This is a genomic window from Rhodoplanes sp. Z2-YC6860 (assembly GCF_001579845.1).
Classification (GTDB): Bacteria; Pseudomonadota; Alphaproteobacteria; order Rhizobiales; family Xanthobacteraceae; genus Z2-YC6860.
The window spans coordinates 6,949,211-6,972,940 of record NZ_CP007440.1; the positions used below are offsets into that span (position 1 = coordinate 6,949,211).

A 23,730-nucleotide genomic window follows, 5' to 3' on the forward strand; every position below is an offset into this window, starting at 1 on the left:
TCCCGGATCAGCGGTGCACCGTTACGCTTCGCTCCACGCTGCACCGCGTCCGGGACACACGACCGCTAGACCGCCGCAGGCGCTCCCGGCTGCTTCAGTGGATGCGCCCGAACGAAGGCATCGTTAGCCATGCATGCATCGAGCACGCGCTTGAAGTTCGGGAACGGCGCGAGATCGACCTTGAAGAAGTTCGCACCTGCGCCCTGGCTCGCGATGCAGATATCGGCGATCGTGATCTGGTCGCCGTGGGCATGCTTACCGGTCGCCTTGTCTGCGAGATACACATCGAGCGCCTTCAGCGCCGCGGTGTGCCAATGCTGCGCCCACTTCGCGATCGTCGCCTCGTCAGCCTTGAATTCATGCGCCAAGTGCTCGCGCACCCGCGGCACGATCAGCGGATGGGAGTCGCAGGCGATGATTTGCGCGAGCCCCCTCACCCGCGCCCGGCCCTTCGGATCCTTCGGCAGCAGCGGCGGATTGGGATGGGTCTCATCGAGATATTCGATGATCGCGAGCGACTCGAACATCGCCGGCCCCTCGCCGTCGACCAGCGCCGGCAGCGCCATCATCGGATTGACCTTCCGATAGGCCTCGTCTCGCTGCTGGCCCTTCATCAGGTTGACGTCGATCACCTCGTCGGGTGTGAGTCCTTTCAGATTCATCGCGATGCGCACGCGGTAGCTCGCAAGCGAGCGCCAGAATGAATAGAACTTCATGAAACTCCTCCCTGGAAATGATCGTTACGATTTCCGGCTCGACCAATAGGCCGCAACGTTCGAGACCTCGTCGTTGCCCGGCATGGTGCGACGCGCCTCCTCGTAGCAGGCGAGCGTTTGCTTCAGCAGCGGCAGCTCGACGCCGCGCTTGTCGCCCTCCGAAAGCATGGCTTTGACGTCCTTGATGCCGCCGTCGAGGTTGAAGGTCCTGATGTCGGATGGCTCGTTATTCAGCCGCGCGATGATGCCGGGCATGCGCTGCTTGAGCACAGTCGCGGCGCCCGAGGTCTCGGAGAGAAAATCGAGCAGCGCCGCCGGATCGATCTTGAGGTCCTTGCAGAGCGCAAGCTGCTCGCCCAACGCCTGCCAGTAGACCATCAGCGGCAGATTGACCGCGAGCTTCATCGCCGCGCCGTTGCCGACCGGACCGGTGTGCAGCACGCGGCGGCAGATGTGATCGAGGATCGGCCGTGCCCGCGCGGCGTCGGCGGGCTCCGCGCCCATCAATCCCAGCAGCTTGCCGGTGCGAGCCGGGATCACCGAGCCGCTCACCGGGCACTCCACATAGGCCGCGCCTTTCGCGCGCACCTTCTCGGCGAGCGCGACCTGTACCTCCGGCGGCACAGTGCTCATCTCGATGAACAGCTGGCCCGTCACGTCACCGGACAGAAGGCCATCCGGGCCGTGATACATCGCCTGGATCGCGTCAGCATTGGTGATGATGGTCATCACCGCATCGACCGAGCCGGCAAGTGCAGCCGGCGATGCCGCAAGCTTTGCGCCCGCTTTGACCAGTGCCTCGGTCTTGTCGGCGGTCCTGTTCCAGATCGTCAGCGTCTGACCCATCTCCATGAGTCGCGCGCCGATGTTCGAACCCATCCGGCCGACGCCGGCGATGCCGATATGCATTCCACCTTCCTACAGTTGTGTGCGTATGAATTCCGCGCGGCTAGTTCATCCGGTCCTTGATCTTGGCCAGAGCCGCAACCGCGCAATCGTGATCGAAATTGCCGCCGGGCGCACCTGCAACACCGATGCCGCCGATCAGATCTTCGCCAGCCATGATCGTCACGCCGCCGGGCGTGAAGTTGATGTTCGGCAGACTGGCAAGACCGGCTGTGGTCACGCCGGGCGTCTTCGCGATCCGCTCCGACAACGCCTGGGTCGATCCGTCTTTGCGGACCGGCGCCAACGACGCGGCCGTGTAGGCCTTGGCATAGGCACTGTCGAGCGTATGGACCGTCGCTCCGTCACCGCCGATCAGCGCCTGCCGGACGCCTTCGGTATCGACGACAATGGCGCTCACGGCGTAACCGGCCTTCTTGCAGACGCTGACCGCTTCCATCACGGCTTCCATCGCCAGCACCGCCGACAGGCGTTTCTTGACGATCAATCCCTGGGCTGGCGTGGCCTGCGTCGAAGCCGCAAGAAGCACGGCCGCAAGGCTCAAGTGGGCAATCCTGGAAAAAGCAGCCATCATGTTTTCCGTCTCCCGGCTTCCGTCGCGTGGCGACGATAGGCGATCCGGCCTGGTCTCGAAAGTAGAGGTTGTGTGACTTCGCGCTTGATCGGTCTTGGCGCGTCTCGCGCGTCAGCTTACTGTCCGCGGCTAAGGACATACGGCGGTATATCGAGGAATGGAGTGGGCACGATGAGTCCGGCGAAGACGAAGAAGAGCGTAGGCGTGATCGGGCTGGGCATCATGGGCGGCTCGTTCAGCCGCAATCTGATCAAGGCCGAATGGCGCGTCGTCGGCTTTGATGTCGATCCGAAGAAACAGAAGGAGCTGACCAAGGCCGGCGCCTGGATCGTGCGGAGCGCGAAAGAGGTCGCGGCGACCTGCCCGATCGTCATCACTAGCTTGCCGAAGCCCGAAGCCCTGATGGCGACCGCAAAGGAAATCGCCGGCGCGGGCCTGCCGCCCCGCATCATCGCCGAGTGCTCGACCTTCAACATCGAGGACAAGGAGAAGGCGGAGAAGATCCTGCGCAAGGCCGGACACATCATGCTCGACTGTCCGGTCAGCGGCACCGGCGCGCAGGCGCGCACCGGCGATCTCGTGATCTATGCCAGCGGCGACAAGAAGGCGATCGGCAAGATCAAGCCGATGTTCGCGGGATTCTCGCGCAAGACCTATGACGTCGGCGCTTTCGGCAATGGCAGCCGGATGAAATACGTCGCCAATCTGCTGGTCGCCATCAACAACGTCGCCTCGGCCGAAGCCATGGTGATGGGCATGAAGGCGGGCCTCGATCCCAAGATTATCTTCGAGATGATCTCCAACGGAGCCGGCAATTCGCGCGTGTTCGAACTGCGCGCGCCGATGATGGTGAAGAACGACTACAGCGACGTCACCATGAAGTGCTCGGTCTGGCAGAAGGACATGGACGTGATCGGCGCCTTCGCCAAGAAAATCAACGTGCCGACGCCGCTGTTCTCGGCAACGCTGCCGGTCTATGCAGCCGCGCTCAAGCAGGGCCATGCCGAGGACGACACCGCCGCGGTATGCGCCGTGCTCGAGGGCAAAGCCAAGGTGAGGCGCCGCCGCAAGGCGCGCTAAGTCCTCCGACCGAACGACGTCGAGGTCAAGATGTCGCCGCCCGATAATCGGGCTGGCGGACCGCTCAAGCTCATGTAAGCTCCCGTCCAACCTTCTCACTGAAGAGGGACGCGGGCGGAAATGAACCTGAACTTCTGGCTGATCCAGGCGTTCAACGGCATCTCCTACGGGGCTCTGCTGTTCCTGGTGGGCAGCGGCCTCTCGCTGATTTTCGGCGTGATGCGCATCGTCAATCTTGCGCACGGCTCCTACTTCCTGCTCGGCGGTTACGTCGCGCTCACCGTGATCTGGACCACCGGCTCGTGGCTGCTCGCGCTGCCGGTCGCAGCTCTTGCCATCGCACTGCTCGGGCTTGCGATGGAGCGGATGTTCCTGCGGCCGCTCGGCTTCGACCCTCTGCGCCAGGTGCTGCTCACCGTCGGCTTCGCATTCCTGTTCCAGCAGGCCGCGCTCGACATCTGGAGCGGCAACAACTTCGACATCACCCCGCCGCCTGCGCTATCGACCACGGTCAATATCGGCGGACTTTATCTGCCGCTCTATCGCATCTTCATGATCGCGATGGCGGCCGCGATCGGTCTCGCGCTGTGGCTCGCGATGGAAAAGACGCGACTCGGCGCCGCAGTCCGCGCCACTGTCGACGACGCGCAGATGGCACGCGGCATCGGCATCGACACCTCGCGCATCTCGATGCTGATCTTTGCGCTCGGTGCGTTTCTCGCAGCACTGGGCGGCGTGATCGGCGGCGCCTTCCTCGGGGTCTATCCGGGCCTCGATTTCGAGATGCTGCCGCTCGCCTTCGCTGTGGTCATCATCGGCGGCATGGGAAGCCTCGGGGGCGCAGCCATCGGCGCGCTTGCGGTCGGCCTGGCCGACAACTTCGGCAAGGCGCTGTTTCCGGAAATATCCTACTTCACCCTGTACGCGCCGATGGCGCTGATCCTGGCCATCAAGCCGACCGGCTTGTTCGGGCGCGAGTGAGTGAACGTGACAGGCCAGCCCCTCAAAATCCTGATCGTGGCGCTGGCCCTCGTCGCGGTCGCCGTGATCGTGCCGAACACCAACTCGTTCGTCATTCTGCTCGCCACCCGCGCGCTCGCTTTCTCGATCCTGGTGATGAGCCTCGACATTCTGTTGGGCTACACCGGCTTGGCCTCGCTCGGCCAGGCGGCGTATCTCGGCATCGGCGCCTACGCGACCGCGATCCTCGCCACCAAGTACCAGATCGGACTCGGCTGGGATTTCTGGCTGGTGGTGCTGTTCGGAATCTTCCTCGGCGCGGCGCTCGCCGCCGTGTTCGGCCTGCTCGCGATCCGGGCGAGCGGCGTCTACTTCCTGATGATCACGCTCGCGCTCGGCCAATGCGTCTGGGGCTTGGCTTATCGCTGGAATTCGCTGACCGGTGGCGACAACGGCATCAATTTACGCGAGCGGCCGAAATTCGGTCCGATCGATTTCGGCAACGAAGTGACGTTCTTCTTTGTCGTATTCGGCTTCTTCGTGGCGTCGCTGCTCGCGATGTACACGCTGGTGCATTCGCCGTTCGGCAAAAGCCTGCTGGGCATCCGCGAGCGCGAGCTGCGCATGAAGATCCTCGGTTACAACACGTGGCTGCACAAATACATCGCCTTCATCATCGCCGGCGCCTTCGGCGGCTTGTCCGGCGTGCTCTGGGCGCACACCGCCGGCATCGTCAGCCCGGTCAATGTCGAGCTCACCACATCGGTCGACGCACTGCTGATGGCTGTGCTCGGCGGCGCCGGCACGCTCGTCGGCGGCGTGATCGGCGCCATGATCGTGTTTGGACTGAGGGAATATCTCAGCACGCTGGTGCCGTGGTGGCAGTACGTGCTGGGCGGCGTCTACGTGCTGACCATCTTCTATCTGCCGACCGGCCTGATGGGGATTCCGGAGCGCATCCGGCAGTACCGCCAGCGGACCGCACAGAAAGACAGCGCCAAAGACACGACCCAGGAACTCAAAGCCGTGCCTCACTGAATGGGCTGAGGGCGGCCAACACGCGGAGGGTAGCATGACGAAAGTTCTGCATCGTACCGTAAGCTCGCTGATGCTCGCCGGCGCTTTCATCGCCGGAGCGGGTGCCGGCGCCAAAGCCGAGGAATTGCGGATCGGCTATCTCGCGCCGACCACCGGTATCTTTGCCCAGGTCGGCAAGGACATGGTCGACGGCTTCAAGCTGTACCTCGACCAGCACAAGGATGTGCTCGGCGGCGCGCAGGTGAAGTTCATCGTCGAGGACGAACAGGGACGACCCGACACCGCCGTCACCAAGGCGAAAAAGCTGATCCTGCAGGACAAGGTGCACATGATCGCAGGCGGCCTGCTCGCCTCGACCGGTTATGCACTCGCGCCGGTGAGCACGGCCGAGAAGGTGCTGTACGTCAATCCGGTCGCCGCGGCCGACGATCTGACGCAACGCGATTTCAGCAAATACCCGTTCCACATCCGCACCGGCTGGTCGAGCTCGCAGCCGAGTCATCCGTTCGGCCAGTGGGCCTGCGATCAGGGCTACAAGAAGATCGTCGCGATCGGCGCCGACTACGCGTTCGGCTACGAGGTGGTCGGCGGCTTCCAGCGGGCATTCGAAGCCTGTGGCGGGCAGATCATCCAGAAAATCTGGCCCCCGCTCGGCACCAAGGATTTCGGCCCCTACATCCCGAGCATCAAGCCTGAGGCGGATGCGATCTTCTCGCTGATGGTCGGGCCGATGTCGCTGCAGTTCCCCAAGCAGCTCGCGGCATCCGGCAACAAGAAGCCGGTGATCGGCGGCGGCACGAGCTATGACGAATTCGTGCTGCCGGCGATGGGAGACGAAGTGATCGGCCACATCTCGGCGCTGCAATACAGCGCAGCCATCGACACGCCGAAAAACGCGGAATTCGTCAAGGAGTACCGCGCGAAGTTCGGCAAGGTGCCGTCGTACTATTCGGAGACCAACTACACGACGGCAGGGATGATCGATCAGGTCATGGCGAAGAACCAGGGCAAATTCCCCGGCGCCGAGGAGTTCATCAAGCAGCTTGCGTCGATGAAGTTCGACACCATCCGCGGACCGGTGACGATCGATGAGATGCGAAACCCGGTGCAGAACATCTACATCAAGAAGGTCGAGAAGAAGAAGATGTTCGGCTACGACAAGGAAGAGCTCTGGAACACCGTCATCAAGACCTATCCGAACGTGAACCAGTTCGGCCAGTTCAAGAAAGACGAGTTCCTGGCGACGCCGGTCTATAGCCGCGACTATCCGCCTTGCAAGTTCTGCAACTGACGAAAACGCAACGCCAGGGCTCCGATCGGGCCCCGGCGTCATCCACCCGCGACAGGATCGCATGACGATGCAGCAAACGAGCGGACCGGACGGCGCAGTGCCCGCGCTCGAGCTGCGCGGCCTCTGCAAAAGTTTCGGCGGGCTTCAGGCAACGCGTGATGTGACCTTCAAGGTCATGCCGGGAGATCGCAAGGCGATCATCGGTCCGAACGGCGCCGGCAAGACAACGCTGTTCAATCTGATCACCGGCATCTTCCCGCCGTCGTCGGGGCAGGTGCTGCTGTTCGGCAAGGACGTCACCGGCTGGCCGGGCCATCGCCGCACCGCGATGGGCATGGCGCGGACGTTCCAGGTGACGAGCTTGTTTCCAAGATTGACCGTGCTCGACAACGTGCTGCTCGCGATCAAGGGGCTGAAGCCCTCGAAGTTCGTGATGTGGCGCTTTCTGTCGTCCTATAAAGACGTCTACGAGAAGGCGCATCGGCTGCTTGAGCAGGCGTCCTTCATGGACCGAGCCAACACCGAAGTGCGCTATCTCTCCCACGGCGAGCAGCGCCAGCTCGAGATCGTGCTGGGGCTCGCCAGCGATCCGAACATCCTGCTGCTCGACGAGCCGGCGGCTGGCCTATCGTCGGGAGAGTCGGTCGAGATGACCAAGTTTCTGATGCGGCTCGATCCCAAGCTCGCGATCCTTCTGATCGAACACGACATGGACGTGGTGTTCGATCTCGCCCACACCATCTCGGTGCTGCATTTCGGCCAGATCCTGGAAACCGGCACGCCTGCGCAGATCAAGACCAGCCAGAAGGTCCAAGAAATCTACCTGGGGACTGGCTGAACTATGTCGATCCTCGAGGTCCAGGACATCCACACCTATTACGGCGACGCCTATGTGCTGCAGGGGCTGTCGCTGAAGCTCGAGCAGGGCCAGATCCTGGGCCTCCTCGGCAGGAACGGCGTCGGCAAGACGACGCTCGTCAATTCGATCTGCGGCTTCGTGCCGCCGCGCCGCGGCAAGATCGTGTTCAAGGGCGATGACATCACCGCGGTGCCGTCGTTCGAGACAGTGCGCAGCGGCATGGGGCTCGTGCCGCAGGGCCGCCGCGTGTTCCCGACGCTTAGTGTCGAAGAAAACCTTTTGGTTGCCGAACGCCACGGCGAGCGGCACGGCTGGAATCTCGAACGCGTCTACAAGATGTTCCCGCGATTGCGCGAGCGGCGGACGCAGCGCTCCCGGACGCTGTCCGGCGGCGAGCAGCAGATGCTCGCGATCGGCCGCGGGTTGATGACCAATCCCGACTGCCTGATCATGGACGAGCCATCAGAGGGGCTCGCACCCATCATCATCCAGGGCGTCTGGGAGGCGATCGCGCAACTCAAGAAGGAGGGCATGTCGATCCTCCTCGTCGAACAGAACGCGTCGCTGGCGCTGAAGCTCGTCGATTACGTACACGTCATGAGCAAGGGTCAGGTGGTCTATTCGGCGCTGCCGGCAGAATTGTGGGCCAACGAACAGATCAAGCACAGCTACCTGGGCATCTAAAAGCTTGCGACAATCTTGCTATCATTTCGCGCGAGGGCGACACTCGCGACCGTGCTAATGAAGTTTCAGGCGACCAACAAGATCCCCGGACAACAGGGGACTTAAAACAATCACCACTCGGGAGTGAAACCAATGTCGATTAAGCGTCGATCCGTACTCAAGGGCATGCTGGCAACTGGCGCCAGCATCGCTGCGCTGAAAGCGCCAGCCGTCCATGCGCAGGCCGCGCCATTCAAGCTGGGACTTCTTACCGTGAAGACCGGTCCGCTCGCCCAGGGCGGTATCCAGATGGAACAGGGTGTCCTCACCTTCCTGAAAGAGAAGAACAACATGATGGCCGGCCGCAAGGTCGAGTTCTTCTCGGCCGATACCGGCGGCAATCCGGCCGGCACCAAGACCAAGGCGCAGGAACTGGTCGAGCGCGACAAGGTCGACTGCATCCTCGGGCCGCTTGCCGCATTCGAGCTGCTCGCGATCTCCGACTACATCGCGCAAAGCAAGATGCCGCTCCTGAGCCTCGCCGCTGCCGAGGACATGACGCAGCGCAGACCCAATCCGTATTTCATCCGCGCCTCGGCCACGTCCGGCCAGGCGATGCACCCGATGGCGGACTATGCCGCCAAGGAGTTGAAGCTGAAGCGGATCGCCTGCATCTCCGAAGACTTCGCCTTCGGCCACGAGCAGATGGGCGCATTCCAGCGCGTGTTCGAGGACAACGGCGGCAAGATCGTCAAGAAGATCTGGCCGCCGCTGGTCACGCCGGATTACACGCCCTACGTCGCGCAGATCGAGGATTGCGACGGTGTGTGCCAGGGCTTCGCCGGCTCGAACCCGCTGCGCTTCATGAAGGCCTATGCGGGCGCCGGGATGAAGTTCCCGGTCGTGACCGGCGAGACCGGCGGCGACGACGCCCTGCTCAAGAGCTTCGGCGAGGAGGCGATCGGCCTGACGAGCTGCATCCCCTATACGCTCGATCTCGAGACCGAGAGCAACAAGCGCTTCGTCGACGGCATGCTGAAGAATTTCGACACCGTGCCGGGCCAGTATGCCGGCCTGCTCTACGTCAACTGCATGGTGGTGGAGGCGGGCCTTCAGGCGCTCGGCGGTGACGCCAGCGACAAGACCAAGTTTGTGAACGCCATGCGGTCGGTCAATCTCACCGACACGCCGCGCGGCCCGGTCAAGTTCGACCACTTGGGCAACGTGGTCGGCGATTTCTACATCCGCAAGCTTGGCAAGGACGGCGCCAAATACGGCCTCAAGCTTTGGAACAAGACCATCAAGACCTATCACAACGTCAGTCAATTCTGGACCTACGACGAGAAGCAGTTCCTCTCGCAGCCGGTCTATTCACGCGACTACCCGCCGCTCAAGCCATGACGAAGATGGCGGGCGCTGCTGAAGCCGGCGCCCGCCATTCGCCGGGGGGACGAACGAGCGCGGGAATTTTCTGGCAATGACGTTCTGGCTGATTCTGACGGTCAACAGCGTCGCCTTCGGCGGTCTGCTGTTTCTGCTGTCGGCGGGCTTCTCGCTGATCTTCGGTCTGATGCGCATTCCGAATTTGACGCACGGCTCGCTGTTCATGCTGGGCGCCTACTTCGGCGCGTCCTTCATGCTTGGAGTCGGCGGCGTTCAGCTCAATTTCTGGCTGGCAGCGATCCTCGCGACGGCACTGGTTGCGTTGCTCGGCGCGCTGATCGAGCGACTGCTGCTGCGGCGGCTGCCCGGCGACGCGCTGGCCCAGGTGCTGGTGACGCTCGGACTGTCTTTCATGGCGGCCGACTTCTGCCTCATGGTCTGGGGTGGCGATCCGATCAATATCGAAACGCCCAGCGCCCTCGTTGGCTTCACGCGGATGGGTCCCGCAGCGTTCCCGAACTACAAGCTCGCCATCGTCGCCATCGCCGTCGTTTTCGCCGTCGGACTTTGGATGCTGCTGGACAAAACACGGCTCGGTGCGATGATCCGCGCCGGCGTCGATGATCCTGATATGGCGCGCGTGGTCGGCATCCGGGTGTCGCGGCTGTTCACCATCGTGTTTGCGCTTGGCGCCGGCCTTGCGGGCTTCGCCGGTATCATGGGCGGCCCGAGCCTCTCCGCCTATCCGGGCCTCGACCAGGACATGCTGCCGCTGGCGCTTGTGGTCGTCATTCTCGGCGGCACCGGGAGTCTGCTCGGCTCCTTCGTTGGCAGCATCATCGTCGGCTTCATCTACAACTTCGGCCAGGCGCTGCTGCCCGAGCTCGCTTACTTCGTGCTGTTTCTGCCGATGCTTCTGGTGTTGATCTTCCGGCCGCAAGGCCTGTTCGGCAGGCACATCCTATGAGTGGCATGTCGAACGCCCGCAACGTCGCCCTTGTCGCGGCCTTGGCCGCGCTGGTCATCCTGCCTTTCTGGATGCCGGGCATCTACTACATCAACGTCGCGAGCCAGGTGCTGTTCTACGCGATCTTCGCGCTTGGCCTGAACCTCCTGGTCGGATATGGCGGGCTGGTGTCGCTCGGTCACGCCGGGCTGTTCGGCATCACGGCCTATGCCACCGCCTATCTGCTCTCGATGGGAACGGGCCACACCGCGGCGATTCTTGGAGGGCTTGTCATCAGCCTCGGCGCGACCGCCATCTTCGCTGCGCTGGCGCTCCGCGCCACAGGCATCGGCTTCATCATGATCACCCTGGCGCTCGGCCAGATCATCTGGGGCCTCGCCTACCGCTGGATCAGCATCACCGGTGGCGACAACGGAATCAATGTCAAAGCGCGTCCCGCGCCGTTCGGCTTCGATCTCGGCGCGCCAAACGAGTTCTACTACACCACGCTTATTATTTTTCTGATTGCGCTCGTCGCCGTGACGATCTTCGTGCGCTCACCGTTCGGCGCGGCCCTCAAAGGCACCCGCGATCAGCCGCGCCGTATGAACGCGCTCGGCTATCACGTCTGGGCCATCCGCTTTTGGGCCTGCATGCTGTCCGGCCTGCTCACCGCCATCGCCGGGGTCCTGTTCGTCTACTACACGCAATTCATCAGCCCACAGACCACGTCGCTGACCTCGTCCGCCGAGGTGCTGTTGATGGTGATCGCCGGCGGTCCCGCAACGCTGCTCGGCCCGATTGTCGGAGCCGCGCTCGTGGTCATCGTCAAGAACGTGGTCTCAGGCTACATCGAGCGCTGGAATTTTCTGCTGGGCGCGATCTTCGTCGCCATCGTCATCCTGATGCCGGAGGGTCTCGTGCCCGGCACCGTGCGGCTATGGCGCCACGGCTGGCGGGCCTTCCGCCGCCGGCGGAGCATCACGCTCGCTGGAAACGCGGAGCGTAAATCATGAGCGCGCTCGTCGTCAGCAAGCTCTGCAAGGCGTTCGGCGGCCTGCGGGTCACCACCGACGTCAACCTGAACGTCGAGCCGGGCGAGCGCAGGCTGATCATCGGCCCGAACGGCGCAGGCAAGACCACCCTTTTCAACCTGATCACTGGCGAACTCACACCGGACTCGGGCTCCGTTCAACTGCACGGCCAGGATATCACTGGCATCCCGAGCCGCCGCCGCGCCCATCTCGGCATGGCGCGCACGTACCAGATCATCACGCTGTTCGCCCGCGACACCATCGTGCGCAACGTCACGCTGGCGCTGCTCGGACTTTCGAAGGAGCGCTGGAACCCGCTGTCGGTCATCGACCGGAACTCTGCCTTGATCGATCGCGCACACGAAGCGCTGCAACAGGTCGGTTTGCGGCATGTTGCAGACCGGCCGCTGTCGCAAACATCATACGGCGAGAAGCGTCGGGTCGAGATCGCGATGGCGCTGGCGCAGAAGCCGAAGGTGCTGCTGCTCGACGAACCCTACGCTGGCCTGTCGATTGACGAACGCCGCGACGTGCAAGAATCGCTGCGCGCCATTCCGCGCGACGTGACCATCGTCATGATCGAGCACAACATGGATGTCGCGCTCGATTTCGCCGACAGCATCACGCTCTTGCATTTCGGCAAGGTCATCGTCGAAGGCACCCGCGCCGAGGTCGTCGCCGATCCGCGCACCCGGGAGGTCTACCTTGGGCACTAGCGCACTGGCCTTGAACGGCATCGACGCCTTCTACGGCGACAGCCACATCCTGCAGAATGTTTCGTTCAGCCTCGGCGAAGGGCGGCTGCTGGGGTTGCTCGGCCGAAATGGCGCCGGCAAGTCAACCTGCATGAACGTGACCGTTGGTTTGCTCCCGCCGCGCCGGGGCGCGGTCGAGGTGTTCGGCAAGGCGGTGGCAAGCCTACCGCCGGAGCAGATCGCGGCCTGCGGCGTCGCGCTGGTGCCGCAAGGCCGCCGAATCTTCAAGAGTCTTTCGGTGCAGGAGAATCTGGTGGTCGCGGCGCGAAAGCCCGACGCCGGGAGCCGGCACGCGCCATGGACCATGGACACTGTGTACGGCATGTTCCCGCGTTTGAACGAACGAAAGCACCAGGTCGCGGTGCATCTGTCCGGCGGCGAGCAGCAGATGCTGGCGATCGGGCGCGCGCTGATGCAGAACCCCCGCGTGCTGCTGATGGATGAGCCGTCCGAAGGACTGGCGCCGCAGATCGTTGCCGAGGTCATGGCCACGATCCGGAAGCTGAAGGAAAGCGGTTTGTCGATCGTGCTGGTGGAGCAGAACCCGACGCTGGTGTTTGATGTCGCCGACGACATCGTCATTCTCAACAGCGGACAGGTCGCGGTGGTCTCGACGGCGGCCGAGCTCCGGCGTGACGGCGTCGACCTGCAGCAGCATCTCGGCGTATTTTGACGTTTCAACCACAGGAAATCCGCAATGGCCGATATTTGGAACAAGTATGAACCGACCGCAGCACGAAAGCGCGGCAAACCGGGCCGCGAGTCGCGGCCGAAAAGCATCACGATCGACATGCATGCCCACGTCGCAATTGCGCGCGCCGGAGAGATCGCCGGCCCCCATATCGACACCTCCAAGGTCCCGCTCGATCACTTCTCGACACCCGAGACCAAGGCCATCCAGGCCAAGCAGGCTGCCGATATCGGCGATCGCATCCGCAACACCGATGCCCGCTTTCACGTGATGGATGACATGGGCGTGGACGTGCAGCTCATCTCGCCCGGGCCGCCGCAGATCTACTACACGATCCCGATCGAGCCCGCGGTCAAGGCCACGCAAGCGCTCAACGACGGCATCGCCGAATATGTCGGCAAGCACAACGACCGGCTCTGCGCGCTTGGCAGCGTGCCGATGGGTGATGCCGGCGAGGCCGTGAAGGAGCTCGAGCGCTGCATGAAGCAGCTCAAGTTCAAGGGCGTGGAGATATTGACCAACGTCGGCGGCAAAGAGCTGTCCGATCCGACATTCGCGCCGTTCTGGAAAAAAGCCGAGGAGCTCGGCGCGCTGGTCATGCTCCACCCCAATGGATTCACGCAAGCCGACCGCCTGAGCCGCTTCTACTTCAACAACGTCATCGGCAATCCGCTGGATACGACGATCGCCCTGCACTACCTCATCTTCGACGGCGTGCTGGAGCGCCATCCGAACCTGAAGATCTTCGCCGTGCACGGCGGTGGCTATCTCGGCGCCTATTCCGGCCGCATCGACCATGCCTGGGGCGCACGCGCGGATTCGCATGGCACGCTGCCGAAGCCGCCGACCGAGTATCTTAAGAAGATTTATTTCGACACCGTGGTGTTCACACCGATTCAGCTCGAAGCGCTGGTGAAAACATTCGGCGTGGATCACGTGTTCTTGGGGACGGACTATCCGTTCGACATGGCGGATTTCGATCCGATCGAACACGTGGTGAGCACAGGGTTCGATGCGACGGCGACCGCGGCGATCTGCGGCGGCAACGCAAAGAAGCTGTTGGGGCTTTAGAGCGAAGCTGTCGCAACACGTGTCCCGGACGCGGTGCAGCGCGAAGCGATGCACCGCTGATCCGGGACCCCGGTTGCTATCGGCATAAGGAAAGAAACCGGGGTCCCGGGTCTGCAGCGCATCACCGCGCTTCGCTTGTGCTGCGCTGCGCCCGGGACACGTGGCGAGAGAGTGCGCTTCAAGCTTCCAAAAAATCCACCAGCGCCGTCTCTTCAATCACCGCCTGTGCAGTGCTGTAACGCCCAGCATGCGCGCGCTCTTCTTCGGTCTGCGTGGCCTGCAAATACGCACCCAGATGCCGCGCGCGCTCTATGACACGGCGGCCGATGGGAAGCCTTTCGGCCTCGAACCGCCGCAGCGCAGGCTCGACATCATCCGACGCGAGCGCCCGCACCAGAGCCGTCACATCATCCGACGCCTTCGACACCCCGGCGCCGACATGGGGCCGCGCCACGAAGGCCGCATCGCCGATGATGGCGACCCGGCCGAACGTCATCCGGGGAGTCTCCAGATCATAGATCGGCTGCAGCACTGGCTCGGTCATCAGCCGGGCGACGACGCGCATCTGCGGCGCAACCAGCCGTTCGGCGGCAGCGCGCATCGCGGCAATCGCCTGCTTGCGGACGAGCGGCGGAGGAATCGAAATCGCGTGCGTGACGCCGCTTTCGTCGGTGAGCAGCCGCTGCAGCTCGCCACGCTCGTCGGCCGGCCGGTACCAGATCACGTTCAGCCGCCGCTGTCCGGGGCGCAGGTCGTTATCCGGCCCTGCCACCGGATAGGCCAGGAACTGCTCGCCCGGCGGCAGGCAGAACACCATGTATTCAAACAGCTCGCGATGGATCGCGGGCGGCAACGCGCTTTCAGGAATGAGCGAGCGCCATGCCACATAGCCGGCATAGAGCGGCGCGAGGTCGGGAATGAGCTGCTGGCGCACCGTGGAGCGGATGCCGTCAGCCGCCACGAGAAGATCGGCCGTCACGCGGCTGCCGTCCGAGAAATGCGCGGTCACCGCGCGGCCGTCCTGCTCGAAATGCTTGAGGCCGATACCGCGACGGTAATTTGCTGCCGGAAACGCGTCGCGCAGGAGCCGATAGAGCCGCTCCCAGGCTGTCAAAGTCTGCGGACAGCGGAACTCGCAGACCGTTTTGCCATCGACATCCAGGATTTTCCGCGTCGTCATCTCGACACCGAGATCGACCGGGTCGATGCCAAGAAACCGCAATGCCTCGATCACCGGCGGCTGGGCCACGATCCCTGCCCCACGGCCGGCGAGTTCGCCCTCGGCGCGCTCATAGATGTCGACGTCGAAACCCAGCTTGCGCAATTGCAGGCCGGCGAACAGCCCGCTCATCGAGCCGCCGATTACGATGGCGCGCTTGCCCACTGCTCTCACCCGACCGTTCTTGTCATTCCCAAAATCCTTTATACTGTGATCCAAACCACTGGAGGAATGCCATGGCGCTCACCATGCTGGACAAGAAGGCGGCCGTCGAAGACCGCAGCGAATGGCCCGCCGCGATCAAGGCCGAGTTCGACCGCGAAAGCCGCGCCCACAACGGCTGCGTGGGCACAGAGCTTCTTTCGGAAACCGACAAAGTGCGGATCTGGATCATCCGACTGCAGCCCGGGGAGCGGGTCGGCTTCCACCGCCATGTGCTGAATTACTTCTGGACCTCGGTGAACGGCGGCCGCGGCCGCCAGCATCTGATGGACGGCACCACCGTCGAGCACACCTACGCACCGGGCGAGACGCGCCACGAGACCTATGGGCCGGGCCAATACAAGGTCCATGACCTGGAAAATCTCGGCGACCAGGAGATGATCTTCAACACCATCGAATTCCTGGACAGCGCGAACAAACCGCTGCCAGTACCCGACAGCGTACGAATGCGCTCGTAATTTGAGCATTGCCGCGCCGCCACAATTTTCGCGGCGCGGTATCAGACACCGCGCCATCCGACGATCAGACGATGGTGCAATGACGTGCGGCCCCTCGCCGCTTGCGACACACTAGCCAAGCCGCACCGCATCCTGCACACTGTGGTCCGCACATATGGTGCGCGCTGAACAACGAGCCGAAAAACGGTCGCGCCGGGGGGAACGTCCGCTTGGAACTGCTGGTCAATGCCATCATTGCCGGATTGCTGCTGGGCGGTTTCTACGCCGCTGTGACGGTCGGGGTGTCGATCTCGTTCGGCATCCTCGACATCGTCAACATCGCGCATCCGGCCTTCATCATCCTCGGCTCGTACATCGCCTACATCGCGAACCAGACATTGGGGCTGGACCCGATCCTGACCGCCGTGATCGCGCTGCCGGCGTTCTACGCCCTCGGCGCGCTGGTCTATCAGGTCTACTACGCCTCGTTCGAGAAGCGCGGCCAGGACGCGCTGCGGGGGCTCGCCTTCTTCTTCGGCCTGCTCTTTGTCACCGAAGTGCTGCTGATCCTGGTGTTCGGCGTCGACTATCGTTACGTGCAGGCCTTCTACATCGATCAGACGCTGCACTTCGGTTTCGTCGATATCCCCTTCCGCATGCTGATCCCTTGCGTGATCTCGCTGCTGATGATGGCGCTGCTGCAGCTCTACCTGTCGCGCACGTTCACCGGACGCGCCATCATGGCGGTGTCGCAGGACCAGCTTGCATTGCGGCTGATGTCCGCCGACCCGACCAAGATCAAGCGCATCGCATTTGCGGTCTCGATCGCCACAGCGGCCATGGCCGGAGCCTTCCTGATCATCATCCAGCCGGTCGAGCCCTCCGTCGGCCGCGAATATATCGGCCGGGTGTTTGCGATCTGCGTGCTTGGCGGTCTGCAAAGCCTGCCCGGCACGGTGATCGCCGCGATGCTGCTCGGCGTCGTCGAGAGCATCACAGCGACGTTCTACGGCCCGTCCTGGGCACCGGCGGTGTCGTTCGGCTTCCTGCTTCTCACGCTGGCGTTCCGGCCGGCCGGTCTCCTCGGACGATAGGCGGCCGAACGTGCGGACATTCTTCTTCTACGTCGGACTGACCATCGCAGGCGCCGCATTTTTCTTCTACGCGCGAGCGATCAACAACGATTACCTGTTCTTCGCCGGCTACACGGTGCTGCAGTTCGTCGTGCTCGCCACCGCCTGGAACATCCTCGGCGGCTATTGCGGCTATGTGAACTTCGGCTCCGCCGCCTTCTTCGCCGCCGGCGCCTATTCCTCCGTGGCGCTGCACAAGCTTGGCGCCAATGTCGACCGCTACTTCCCGGAATCGCTCGCCGGGCTCGCCAAGCTCATCCTGCCGCTCAACGTGCCGACCCTGATCATCGTCGGCGGCATCGTCTCGGGCCTGATCGGCCTCGGCACCGGCTATCTCACGTTGCGGCTGCGCGGCGCATTCTTCGCCATCGCGACGCTGGCCCTGGCCGTGGTGCTGCAGACCCTGATCGTCAATTGGGACTTCGTCGGCGGCTCGCGCGGCGCCTATATCATCCGGCCCTCGGAGGTGCCGATCATCGGCAATTACATCCAGTATCTGTTCATCGTGATGCTGGCGCTGTCGATCGTGGCGCTCGGCGTTGCACGCGCCATCGGACAGTCGCGGCTTGGCTATGGCTTCGCCACCATCCGTGACGACGAGCTGGCGGCGGAAGCCTGCGGCGTGCCGACGCTGCGGTTGAAGCTTGTCGCCACCACGATCTCAGGCGCGCTGATGGGCATGGCCGGTGCGCCGTTCCCGTACTACATCGGCTATCTTGAGCCCGGCTCGGCCTTCGGGCTCGCCTACGCGGTGAACTCGATCGCCATGCCGATGATCGGCGGCACCACGAGCTGGGTCGGCCCATTGATCGGCGCGTTGCTGCTGGGCACCGCGCAGCAATACATCATCGTGACGATCTCTTCGGCGGTTGGCGTGCTGGTCGTCGGTCTGATGCTGGTGATCTTCGTCATCGCGGCGCCAAACGGCATCGTCGGCCTGGTGCACGATTTCATGCGCGGCGGCGCCAAATCCGACGGCGCGCCCACTTGGCGCTCGCGGCTTGCGACGTTCGCCAACATGCGGCCGGGAGCACGCTGATGGCCGACGCCTTGCTCCATGTCGACAATCTCGGCAAGCGCTTCGGCGGCTTCGTCGCCCTCGACGGCATCAACCTGGAAGTTGCGCCGGGCGAACGTGTCGGTCTGATCGGGCCGAACGGCTCCGGCAAGTCGACGCTGGTCAACTGCATGTGCGGGACGCTGACCAACGAGACCGGCACGGTGCGGTTCGACGGCTATCAGATGAACGGCATGTCGGCGCATCAACGGACCCATCGCGGCATGGCGCGGAGCTTCCAGCTGCCGCGCCCGTTCCACACGCTTTCGGTTGCCGAGAACCTGCGCATTCCGCTGCTGTACTCGGCCCATGACCGCCGCGGCCGGCATCTCACGCAGGCGGAGAGCGCCGCGCGCTGCGAGGAGCTTGCCGGCCTGGTTGGCCTTGCGCCGAAGCTCCATCGCCTGCCGCGCGACCTGACGCAGGTCGAGATGCGCAAGCTCGAACTCGCCCGCGCCATTGCGGCCGATCCGAAGCTTTTGATTGCCGACGAAGCCATGGCCGGACTGTCGCATTCCGAGGTCGACGACATCGTCAATCTCCTGCTCACGCTGAACAGCCGCGGCATCACCGTGGTGATGATCGAGCACATCATGCGCGCCGTCATGGCATTCTCGCAGCGGCTGGTGGTGCTGGTCTCGGGCAAGAAGATCGCCGACGGCAAGCCCGAGGACGTGGTCAACAATCCCGAGGTGATTGGAGCCTATCTTGGCCAGTAGCATCACCCTCGAAAAGGTCGACGCGGCCTACGGCGCCGTGCGCGTGCTGGAGCAGGTGTCGGTCGACGCCAAGCCGGGCGAGACCGTGGTGCTGCTCGGCACCAACGGCAACGGCAAAAGCACGCTGATGAAGTGCATCATGGGCATCGTGCGGCCGGCATCCGGGCGCATCGTCGCCGAGATCGATGGCGTGCGGCACGATCTCACCAGCCTCACAACCGAACAGATCGTCGACCTCGGCATCGCATTGGTGCCGGAAGGCCGGCGGCTGTTTCCCAAGCTCACGGTCGAGGAGAATCTGGCGCTCGGCGCGTTCCGGCCGACCGCGCGGGCGCAGATCGCGACCAATCTCGAGGCCTGCTACGAGACGTTTCCGCGGCTTGCCGAACGGCGGAAACAACTCGCCGGCTCGATGTCGGGTGGCGAGCAGCAGATGCTGGCGCTCGGCCGAGCGCTGATGCTTGCGCCGAAGATCCTGCTGGTGGACGAGCCCTCGGTTGGTCTGGCGCCGATCCTGGTGAGCCGCACCATCGAGAAGATCCAGGAATTGAAGGAGCGGCTGAGTCTCACCGTGCTGATGGCCGAACAGAACTTCAATCAGGCCATCCGCATCGCCGACCGTGGCTACGTGATCGTTCACGGCAAGATCGCGTTCGCCGGCGGCTCCGCGGACGAGCTCAACAACAACGATCTGATCCGGAAGTTTTATCTGGGACTGTAGCAACGGCTGCAGCAGCACGTGTCCCGGACGCGGTGCAGCACGAAGTGGTGCACCGCTGATCCGGGACCCCGGTTGCTTTCTTTTTCCGGGATGGCAACCGGGGTCCCGGGTCTGCAGCGCATCACCGCGCTTCGCTTGTGCTGCACTGCGCCCGGGACACGAGAGCCGCTAGGCCGCTTTTGCTTTAAGAGAACCGAACGGCTTGCCGGCCTGGTACACACGATCTGCAGGAATCTCCGGCGTCGGCCGCCCTTCGACCTTACCGTCGAACGTGAGCTCCATCATCACGCCGCTCGGATCGTGCACGAAGATCTGCCACAGCGACGTGCCTGGCACGATCGCAGCGCGCCAGTCGTAGCCGAGCTTCTTCACGCGCTCGAGGCACTCGTCCCATCCCTTGATGGTGAGGCTGACGTGATCGAGCGAGCCGGTGCCGTATGGCGTCCTGCCGTCGACCAGCGCGGGGCCACCGGCATAGATATGCACGATCGGCACGCCGTCTCCGGCCGCGATCCAGGCGCCGGGAAAGCCGAAGTCCGGACGGTGCACGAGCTTCATGCCGAGCACGTCGGTGTAGAACTTCACCGTGGCATCGAGATCGTTGGTCTTGATTGCCACGTGGAACAGGCCGGTGACTTGCATGATGACCTCTTTGACACCCTCTTCGGATAAAGAAAAACGCCGCGCGGGGTGAGCCGCGCGGCGCCGATTGTAGCAGCGGGGTTCGTCCCCGCCAGTAATGTTTGACGCCTTATTGTCTCGCCTTCTCGAACGGATAGATCAGGGTGCCGGTCTTCAGATTGTCCGGAGTCAGAACGGTCTGATAGTCCATGCCACGCCAGGTCTCGAGCCCCGCGCCCTGCTTGATGTTGTGGTACTGCACCTGCAGCATGCCCGACTTCTCCCACTCGCCATTCTTGCCGAACTTGATGTCGCCATGGATGGTCTTGAACGTGGCTTTGTGAATGTAGGTCGCGAGCTCGGCGTCCTTCAGGCTCTTGGTCTCCTTGATGGCCTGCTCCAGCACCTGGGCATAGGCATAGCCCCAGCCGCCGAGGTAATAGCCGAGCGGATCGACACCGGCCGCCTGGGCCTTCGCCTGGTATTTCTTGAAGAACTCCTCGGTGCCCGCATACATCATCTTCTTGTCCGGCACCCAGGTCTCGTAGTTGACCCAGCCGTTGAGCAGCGGGCCGAGCTGGTTCTTGATGCCGGTCGCCTGCAGGCCGACCATGGCGCCGCCGATCATCTTCGGCTTGAAGTTGATCTCGTTGACCGCCTTCACCAGACCGACCGAGTCGAGCGGATACGAGCACACCGCGACGATGTCGGGGTTCGCCGCCTGGATGGCGCGCACGACGGGTGAGAAGTCGGTGGTGCTCGGCGGATAGGCGCGGTCGTAGACCGTCTTGAAGCCATGCTTCTTGGCGTTCTCCTTGGCGCCGTCGCAGGCGTTCTTGGAGAACTCCTGATCGGCGGCGACGAAGGCCACGGTCTGCGGCTTCGGGTTCTGCGCCGCGGCCGCATCGAAGAAGCCGACCGTGAACGACGGCTTCGGGTCCGGCCCCGACGGGATCATCGCGAAGAACTTGTCGTAGTTGAACTCGGTGTTCACGCCGAGGCCGAACAGGATGATGAACAGCTTCTGCTTCTGCATCACCACCGGCATGGCGGCGGCCGACGGCACGGTCGCATAGGGGCCAAGCAGCAGGTCGACTTTGTCGACATCGAGCAGCTTGGTGTAGATGCCCGGCACCGGCGCCGACTGGCTCTGGTCATCGTAATAGATCAGCTTCACCGGACGGCCGAGCAGCCCGCCCTTGGCGTTGACCTCTTCCTCCCAGATCTGCAGGCCGAGGAGCGACTGCTTGCCGTTGGGCGACAGCGGGCCGGTCAGCGACATCGAGAAGCCGATCTTGATCGGCTCTCCCGACTGCGCCTTGGCAGGCCCTGCCGACGGCAGCGCCAGCGCAAGCACGCCGGCCGCGGCCGCAAGCAATCCAAGCTTTAGTTTGCGAAGCATCATGCATCCTCCCGAGGGTGATTGTTTTGCCGCATATTAGGCAGTTTCGCAGCCGAGAGGCTAGTGGCGGGCCCGTCGCAGGCCACCCAACTAAGGGCCAAGGGAAGCCAAGCCGCTGCGGCCCATTGGAGCAGGGACCGGCGGATGCTAAAAACCAAGCCACGCGGCTCGAGCATGCATAACCCAGGGAGGTTCGCGATGCCCCTCAACTACATGGAACACTTCCTCCTGCAGACGGAGGACATCGAGGCCACCAAGGACTGGTATGTCAAAGTGCTGGGCTTCCGCGTCGGCCCCTCGCCGGATTTCAAATTTCCGGTCTACTGGCTGTATCTCGGCGACCGCGATGTGCTGCACATCACCACCGGCGGCAAGAACGTCAGCGACAATCGCAAGAAATACGTCGGGCAGCAGTCCGACGCCTCGGCGGGCACCGGCGTGATCGATCACATCGGCTTCCGCACCACCGGCCTCCACGAGATGATCGACCATCTCAAGAAGAACAACATCGAGTTCAAGGAGCGGCAGGTCGACGACCAAGGGCTCTATCAGCTTTTCCTGTTCGATCCGAACGGCGTGAAGATCGAATTGAACTTCGCGAATTCCGAGGTGCAGGGTCGCAAGGCGGAGCTTTCCGCCAAAGACCTGACGCCCGCGACGCACTAGCTTCGATCATAACTCTCTCAGCGTCATGGCCGGGCTTGTCCCGGCCATCCACGTCTTGGCCACAAGAAAGTAGGCGTGGATGCCCGCGACAAGCGCGGGCATGATGTGGCAACGGTGGAGTCAGAAAACATATGCCGCGCCAGATCATCGATATCTCGATTCCCGTGCAGAACGACGTGGCGGCAGATCCGCCGGGACTCGGCCCAAGCATCCGCTACTTCGACCACAAGAAGACCGCGGAGGATCTCTGCAGTTTCTTTCCGGGACTCACGCCCGACGACCTGCCCGACCGCGAAGGCTGGGCGATCGAGTGGCTGAAGATATCGACTCATTGCGGCACGCATCTCGATGCGCCCTATCACTTCGCCTCGACCATGGACCGCGGCAAGCGTGCCGCGACCATCGACGAAGTGCCTTTGGAGTGGTGCTTCCAGCCGGCCATCAAGCTCGACTTCCGCCATTTCCCAAGCGGCTATGTGGTGAGCGCGAAGGATGTCGAGGCCGAACTCAAGCGCATCGATCACAAGCTTTCGCCGCTCGAGATCGTGGTGGTCAACACCAGCGCCGGCGCGGCCTACGGCAAACCCGACTATGTCGCCACCGGCTGCGGCATGGGCCGCGAGGCCACGCTCTATCTGCTGGAGCAAGGCGTGCGCGTCACCGGCACGGACGGCTGGAGCTGGGACGCGCCGTTCGTTCACGCCAAAGCCAAATATGCCGAGACGCACGATCCCAAGATCATCTGGGAAGGCCACCGCGCCGGCCGCGAGATCGGCTACTGCCATATCGAGAAGCTGCACAACCTCGAGAAGCTGCCCGCGAAAGGCTTCATGGTGAGCTGCTTCCCGGTGAAGATTCACGCGGCATCCGCGGGCTGGACTCGCGCCATCGCGATCATCGGGTAGATCGCCGCGTCCGACGCGCTGCCGCGCAAGGGCATCGAGACGCGGACGTTTGCGTTCTGGGATTAGCTATTTGAACCGCGCGATGTAATAAGCCAGATCGACGATCTGCTCGTCGGTGACAGGGTTCAGCACCTCCGCCATGGTGGCTTCGTAGCCGTGGCGCGTGTTGTTCTTGTATTCGCGCATCGTCTTGACCAGGTAGTCCTCGCGCTGTGCAGCGATGCGCGGGACGTTCTCTTTCCCCGACAGATCGAGATTGTGACAGGCGTTGCAGCGATGCTGAGTGATCAGCACCTTGGCGCGCTCGATGCGGCCGGCATCGGCGCCATCCGCGGCCGCTTGCGGCGGCGGCAGCTTGGCGACGAAGTCGGAGAAATTCCGCAGATCGTCGTCGGTGAAGCCCTTGGTCTGGTCGTTCATGATCTCCTGGGTCCGCTGCTTCTCGCGGAACAGGTAGAGCTGGATCAGAAGGTAAGGCGCAGGCTGGCCGCCGAGCGACGGCACCTCCGGCGTCTCGGACTGTCCGTTCTCGCCATGGCAGGCAAGGCAGGGCGCGGCACGTTCCGCCAGCGTCTCGGCGTGCAGCGGCGCATGAAGCGCGCCGATCAGCAGCGCGGCGGCGTACGGGATCAGATGGTTGCGTTTCATGCTCGCTCCACCG

At 63.3% G+C, this 23,730-nt stretch carries 26 protein-coding genes; 19 read left to right on the forward strand and 7 right to left on the reverse strand.

The window, feature by feature from the left end; all coding sequences use genetic code 11:
• Positions 1-65: 65 nt before the first annotated feature.
• From maiA to RHPLAN_RS32455, 3 genes are read right to left on the reverse strand one after another with little or no spacing between them, the layout of a single operon-like run.
• Positions 66-716, reverse strand: coding sequence for a maleylacetoacetate isomerase (gene maiA, locus RHPLAN_RS32445; protein WP_068027434.1), 651 nt, complete (start codon positions 714-716; stop codon positions 66-68).
• 24 nt (positions 717-740) lie between these two features.
• The gene (locus tag RHPLAN_RS32450; protein WP_068027438.1) at positions 741-1,625 is read right to left on the reverse strand and encodes an NAD(P)-dependent oxidoreductase; all 885 of its coding nucleotides are present in this window, start codon (positions 1,623-1,625) and stop codon (positions 741-743) included.
• Positions 1,626-1,665: 40 nt separating this feature from the next.
• Positions 1,666-2,196 carry a GlcG/HbpS family heme-binding protein gene (locus RHPLAN_RS32455; protein WP_084246039.1) on the reverse strand — a complete coding sequence of 177 codons (531 nt, stop codon included), beginning with the start codon at positions 2,194-2,196 and terminating at the stop codon, positions 1,666-1,668.
• Between the two features lie 171 nt (positions 2,197-2,367).
• Between RHPLAN_RS32455 and RHPLAN_RS32460 the strand changes: the two genes are divergently transcribed.
• The 12 genes from RHPLAN_RS32460 to RHPLAN_RS32515 all read left to right on the forward strand — a co-directional run bounded on the left by RHPLAN_RS32460 (position 2,368) and on the right by RHPLAN_RS32515 (position 13,967).
• Complete coding sequence (locus tag RHPLAN_RS32460) at positions 2,368-3,276, forward strand: NAD(P)-dependent oxidoreductase (RefSeq protein WP_157100632.1); 909 nt, start codon at positions 2,368-2,370, stop codon at positions 3,274-3,276.
• Between the two features lie 120 nt (positions 3,277-3,396).
• Positions 3,397-4,257: a branched-chain amino acid ABC transporter permease gene (locus tag RHPLAN_RS32465; RefSeq protein ID WP_068027448.1), complete on the forward strand. Its 861-nt coding sequence runs from the start codon at positions 3,397-3,399 to the stop codon at positions 4,255-4,257.
• A 6-nt stretch (positions 4,258-4,263) separates the two neighbouring features.
• On the forward strand, positions 4,264-5,274 hold the full coding sequence (locus RHPLAN_RS32470) for a branched-chain amino acid ABC transporter permease (protein WP_157100633.1): 1,011 nt from the start codon (positions 4,264-4,266) through the stop codon (positions 5,272-5,274).
• Between the two features lie 34 nt (positions 5,275-5,308).
• On the forward strand, positions 5,309-6,565 hold the full coding sequence (locus tag RHPLAN_RS32475) for an ABC transporter substrate-binding protein (RefSeq protein ID WP_084246041.1): 1,257 nt from the start codon (positions 5,309-5,311) through the stop codon (positions 6,563-6,565).
• 61 nt (positions 6,566-6,626) lie between these two features.
• The gene (locus RHPLAN_RS32480) at positions 6,627-7,403 is read left to right on the forward strand and encodes an ABC transporter ATP-binding protein (RefSeq protein ID WP_068027456.1); all 777 of its coding nucleotides are present in this window, start codon (positions 6,627-6,629) and stop codon (positions 7,401-7,403) included.
• Between the two features lie 3 nt (positions 7,404-7,406).
• Complete coding sequence (locus RHPLAN_RS32485) at positions 7,407-8,108, forward strand: ABC transporter ATP-binding protein (RefSeq protein ID WP_198164599.1); 702 nt, start codon at positions 7,407-7,409, stop codon at positions 8,106-8,108.
• Between the two features lie 132 nt (positions 8,109-8,240).
• Complete coding sequence (locus tag RHPLAN_RS32490; protein WP_068027459.1) at positions 8,241-9,488, forward strand: ABC transporter substrate-binding protein; 1,248 nt, start codon at positions 8,241-8,243, stop codon at positions 9,486-9,488.
• 76 nt (positions 9,489-9,564) lie between these two features.
• Positions 9,565-10,437 (forward strand): branched-chain amino acid ABC transporter permease, encoded by an 873-nt coding sequence (locus RHPLAN_RS32495; protein ID WP_068027461.1) that lies wholly within the window; start codon positions 9,565-9,567, stop codon positions 10,435-10,437.
• Entirely contained in the window at positions 10,434-11,432 is a 999-nt protein-coding gene (locus RHPLAN_RS32500; RefSeq protein ID WP_237179954.1) for a branched-chain amino acid ABC transporter permease, read from the forward strand. Before RHPLAN_RS32495 ends, RHPLAN_RS32500 begins: the two co-directional genes overlap by 4 nt.
• Complete coding sequence (locus tag RHPLAN_RS32505) at positions 11,429-12,166, forward strand: ABC transporter ATP-binding protein (RefSeq protein ID WP_068027464.1); 738 nt, start codon at positions 11,429-11,431, stop codon at positions 12,164-12,166. The genes RHPLAN_RS32500 and RHPLAN_RS32505 overlap by 4 nt, the downstream gene beginning before the upstream one ends.
• Complete coding sequence (locus tag RHPLAN_RS32510; RefSeq protein ID WP_068027467.1) at positions 12,156-12,878, forward strand: ABC transporter ATP-binding protein; 723 nt, start codon at positions 12,156-12,158, stop codon at positions 12,876-12,878. Before RHPLAN_RS32505 ends, RHPLAN_RS32510 begins: the two co-directional genes overlap by 11 nt.
• 24 nt (positions 12,879-12,902) lie before the next feature.
• On the forward strand, positions 12,903-13,967 hold the full coding sequence (locus RHPLAN_RS32515) for an amidohydrolase family protein (RefSeq protein ID WP_084246043.1): 1,065 nt from the start codon (positions 12,903-12,905) through the stop codon (positions 13,965-13,967).
• Between the two features lie 178 nt (positions 13,968-14,145).
• On the opposite strand, the gene RHPLAN_RS32520 is transcribed toward RHPLAN_RS32515, so the two are convergent.
• Positions 14,146-15,351: an FAD binding domain-containing protein gene (locus RHPLAN_RS32520; RefSeq protein ID WP_237179955.1), complete on the reverse strand. Its 1,206-nt coding sequence runs from the start codon at positions 15,349-15,351 to the stop codon at positions 14,146-14,148.
• Between the two features lie 71 nt (positions 15,352-15,422).
• Here RHPLAN_RS32520 and RHPLAN_RS32525 point away from each other — a divergent pair, with 71 nt between their 5' ends.
• The 5 genes from RHPLAN_RS32525 to RHPLAN_RS32545 all read left to right on the forward strand — a co-directional run bounded on the left by RHPLAN_RS32525 (position 15,423) and on the right by RHPLAN_RS32545 (position 19,475).
• On the forward strand, positions 15,423-15,866 hold the full coding sequence (locus tag RHPLAN_RS32525) for a cupin domain-containing protein (RefSeq protein WP_237179956.1): 444 nt from the start codon (positions 15,423-15,425) through the stop codon (positions 15,864-15,866).
• Positions 15,867-16,075: 209 nt separating this feature from the next.
• Positions 16,076-16,939, forward strand: coding sequence for a branched-chain amino acid ABC transporter permease (locus tag RHPLAN_RS32530; protein WP_068027472.1), 864 nt, complete (start codon positions 16,076-16,078; stop codon positions 16,937-16,939).
• A gap of 10 nt (positions 16,940-16,949) precedes the next feature.
• Positions 16,950-18,017, forward strand: coding sequence for a branched-chain amino acid ABC transporter permease (locus tag RHPLAN_RS32535; protein WP_068027476.1), 1,068 nt, complete (start codon positions 16,950-16,952; stop codon positions 18,015-18,017).
• Positions 18,017-18,754, forward strand: a complete 738-nt coding sequence (locus tag RHPLAN_RS32540) for an ABC transporter ATP-binding protein (protein WP_068027481.1) — start codon at positions 18,017-18,019, stop codon at positions 18,752-18,754. Before RHPLAN_RS32535 ends, RHPLAN_RS32540 begins: the two co-directional genes overlap by 1 nt.
• Positions 18,744-19,475, forward strand: a complete 732-nt coding sequence (locus tag RHPLAN_RS32545) for an ABC transporter ATP-binding protein (RefSeq protein ID WP_068027484.1) — start codon at positions 18,744-18,746, stop codon at positions 19,473-19,475. Before RHPLAN_RS32540 ends, RHPLAN_RS32545 begins: the two co-directional genes overlap by 11 nt.
• A 168-nt stretch (positions 19,476-19,643) precedes the next feature.
• Here RHPLAN_RS32545 and RHPLAN_RS32550 read toward each other — a convergent pair whose 3' ends face one another.
• Positions 19,644-20,117, reverse strand: a complete 474-nt coding sequence (locus RHPLAN_RS32550; protein ID WP_068027487.1) for a VOC family protein — start codon at positions 20,115-20,117, stop codon at positions 19,644-19,646.
• 109 nt (positions 20,118-20,226) lie between these two features.
• Positions 20,227-21,498, reverse strand: a complete 1,272-nt coding sequence (locus RHPLAN_RS32555; RefSeq protein WP_068032196.1) for an amino acid ABC transporter substrate-binding protein — start codon at positions 21,496-21,498, stop codon at positions 20,227-20,229.
• A 198-nt stretch (positions 21,499-21,696) separates the two neighbouring features.
• Between RHPLAN_RS32555 and RHPLAN_RS32560 the strand changes: the two genes are divergently transcribed.
• Both RHPLAN_RS32560 and RHPLAN_RS32565 read left to right on the forward strand, forming a co-directional pair.
• Positions 21,697-22,164, forward strand: a complete 468-nt coding sequence (locus RHPLAN_RS32560) for a VOC family protein (RefSeq protein WP_068027490.1) — start codon at positions 21,697-21,699, stop codon at positions 22,162-22,164.
• Positions 22,165-22,295: 131 nt separating this feature from the next.
• On the forward strand, positions 22,296-23,069 hold the full coding sequence (locus RHPLAN_RS32565; RefSeq protein WP_068027492.1) for a cyclase family protein: 774 nt from the start codon (positions 22,296-22,298) through the stop codon (positions 23,067-23,069).
• A 66-nt stretch (positions 23,070-23,135) separates the two neighbouring features.
• Here the strand turns inward: RHPLAN_RS32565 and RHPLAN_RS32570 are convergent, their stop codons facing one another.
• On the reverse strand, positions 23,136-23,717 hold the full coding sequence (locus tag RHPLAN_RS32570) for a c-type cytochrome (protein ID WP_068027494.1): 582 nt from the start codon (positions 23,715-23,717) through the stop codon (positions 23,136-23,138).
• Between the last annotated feature and the right edge of the window lie 13 nt (positions 23,718-23,730).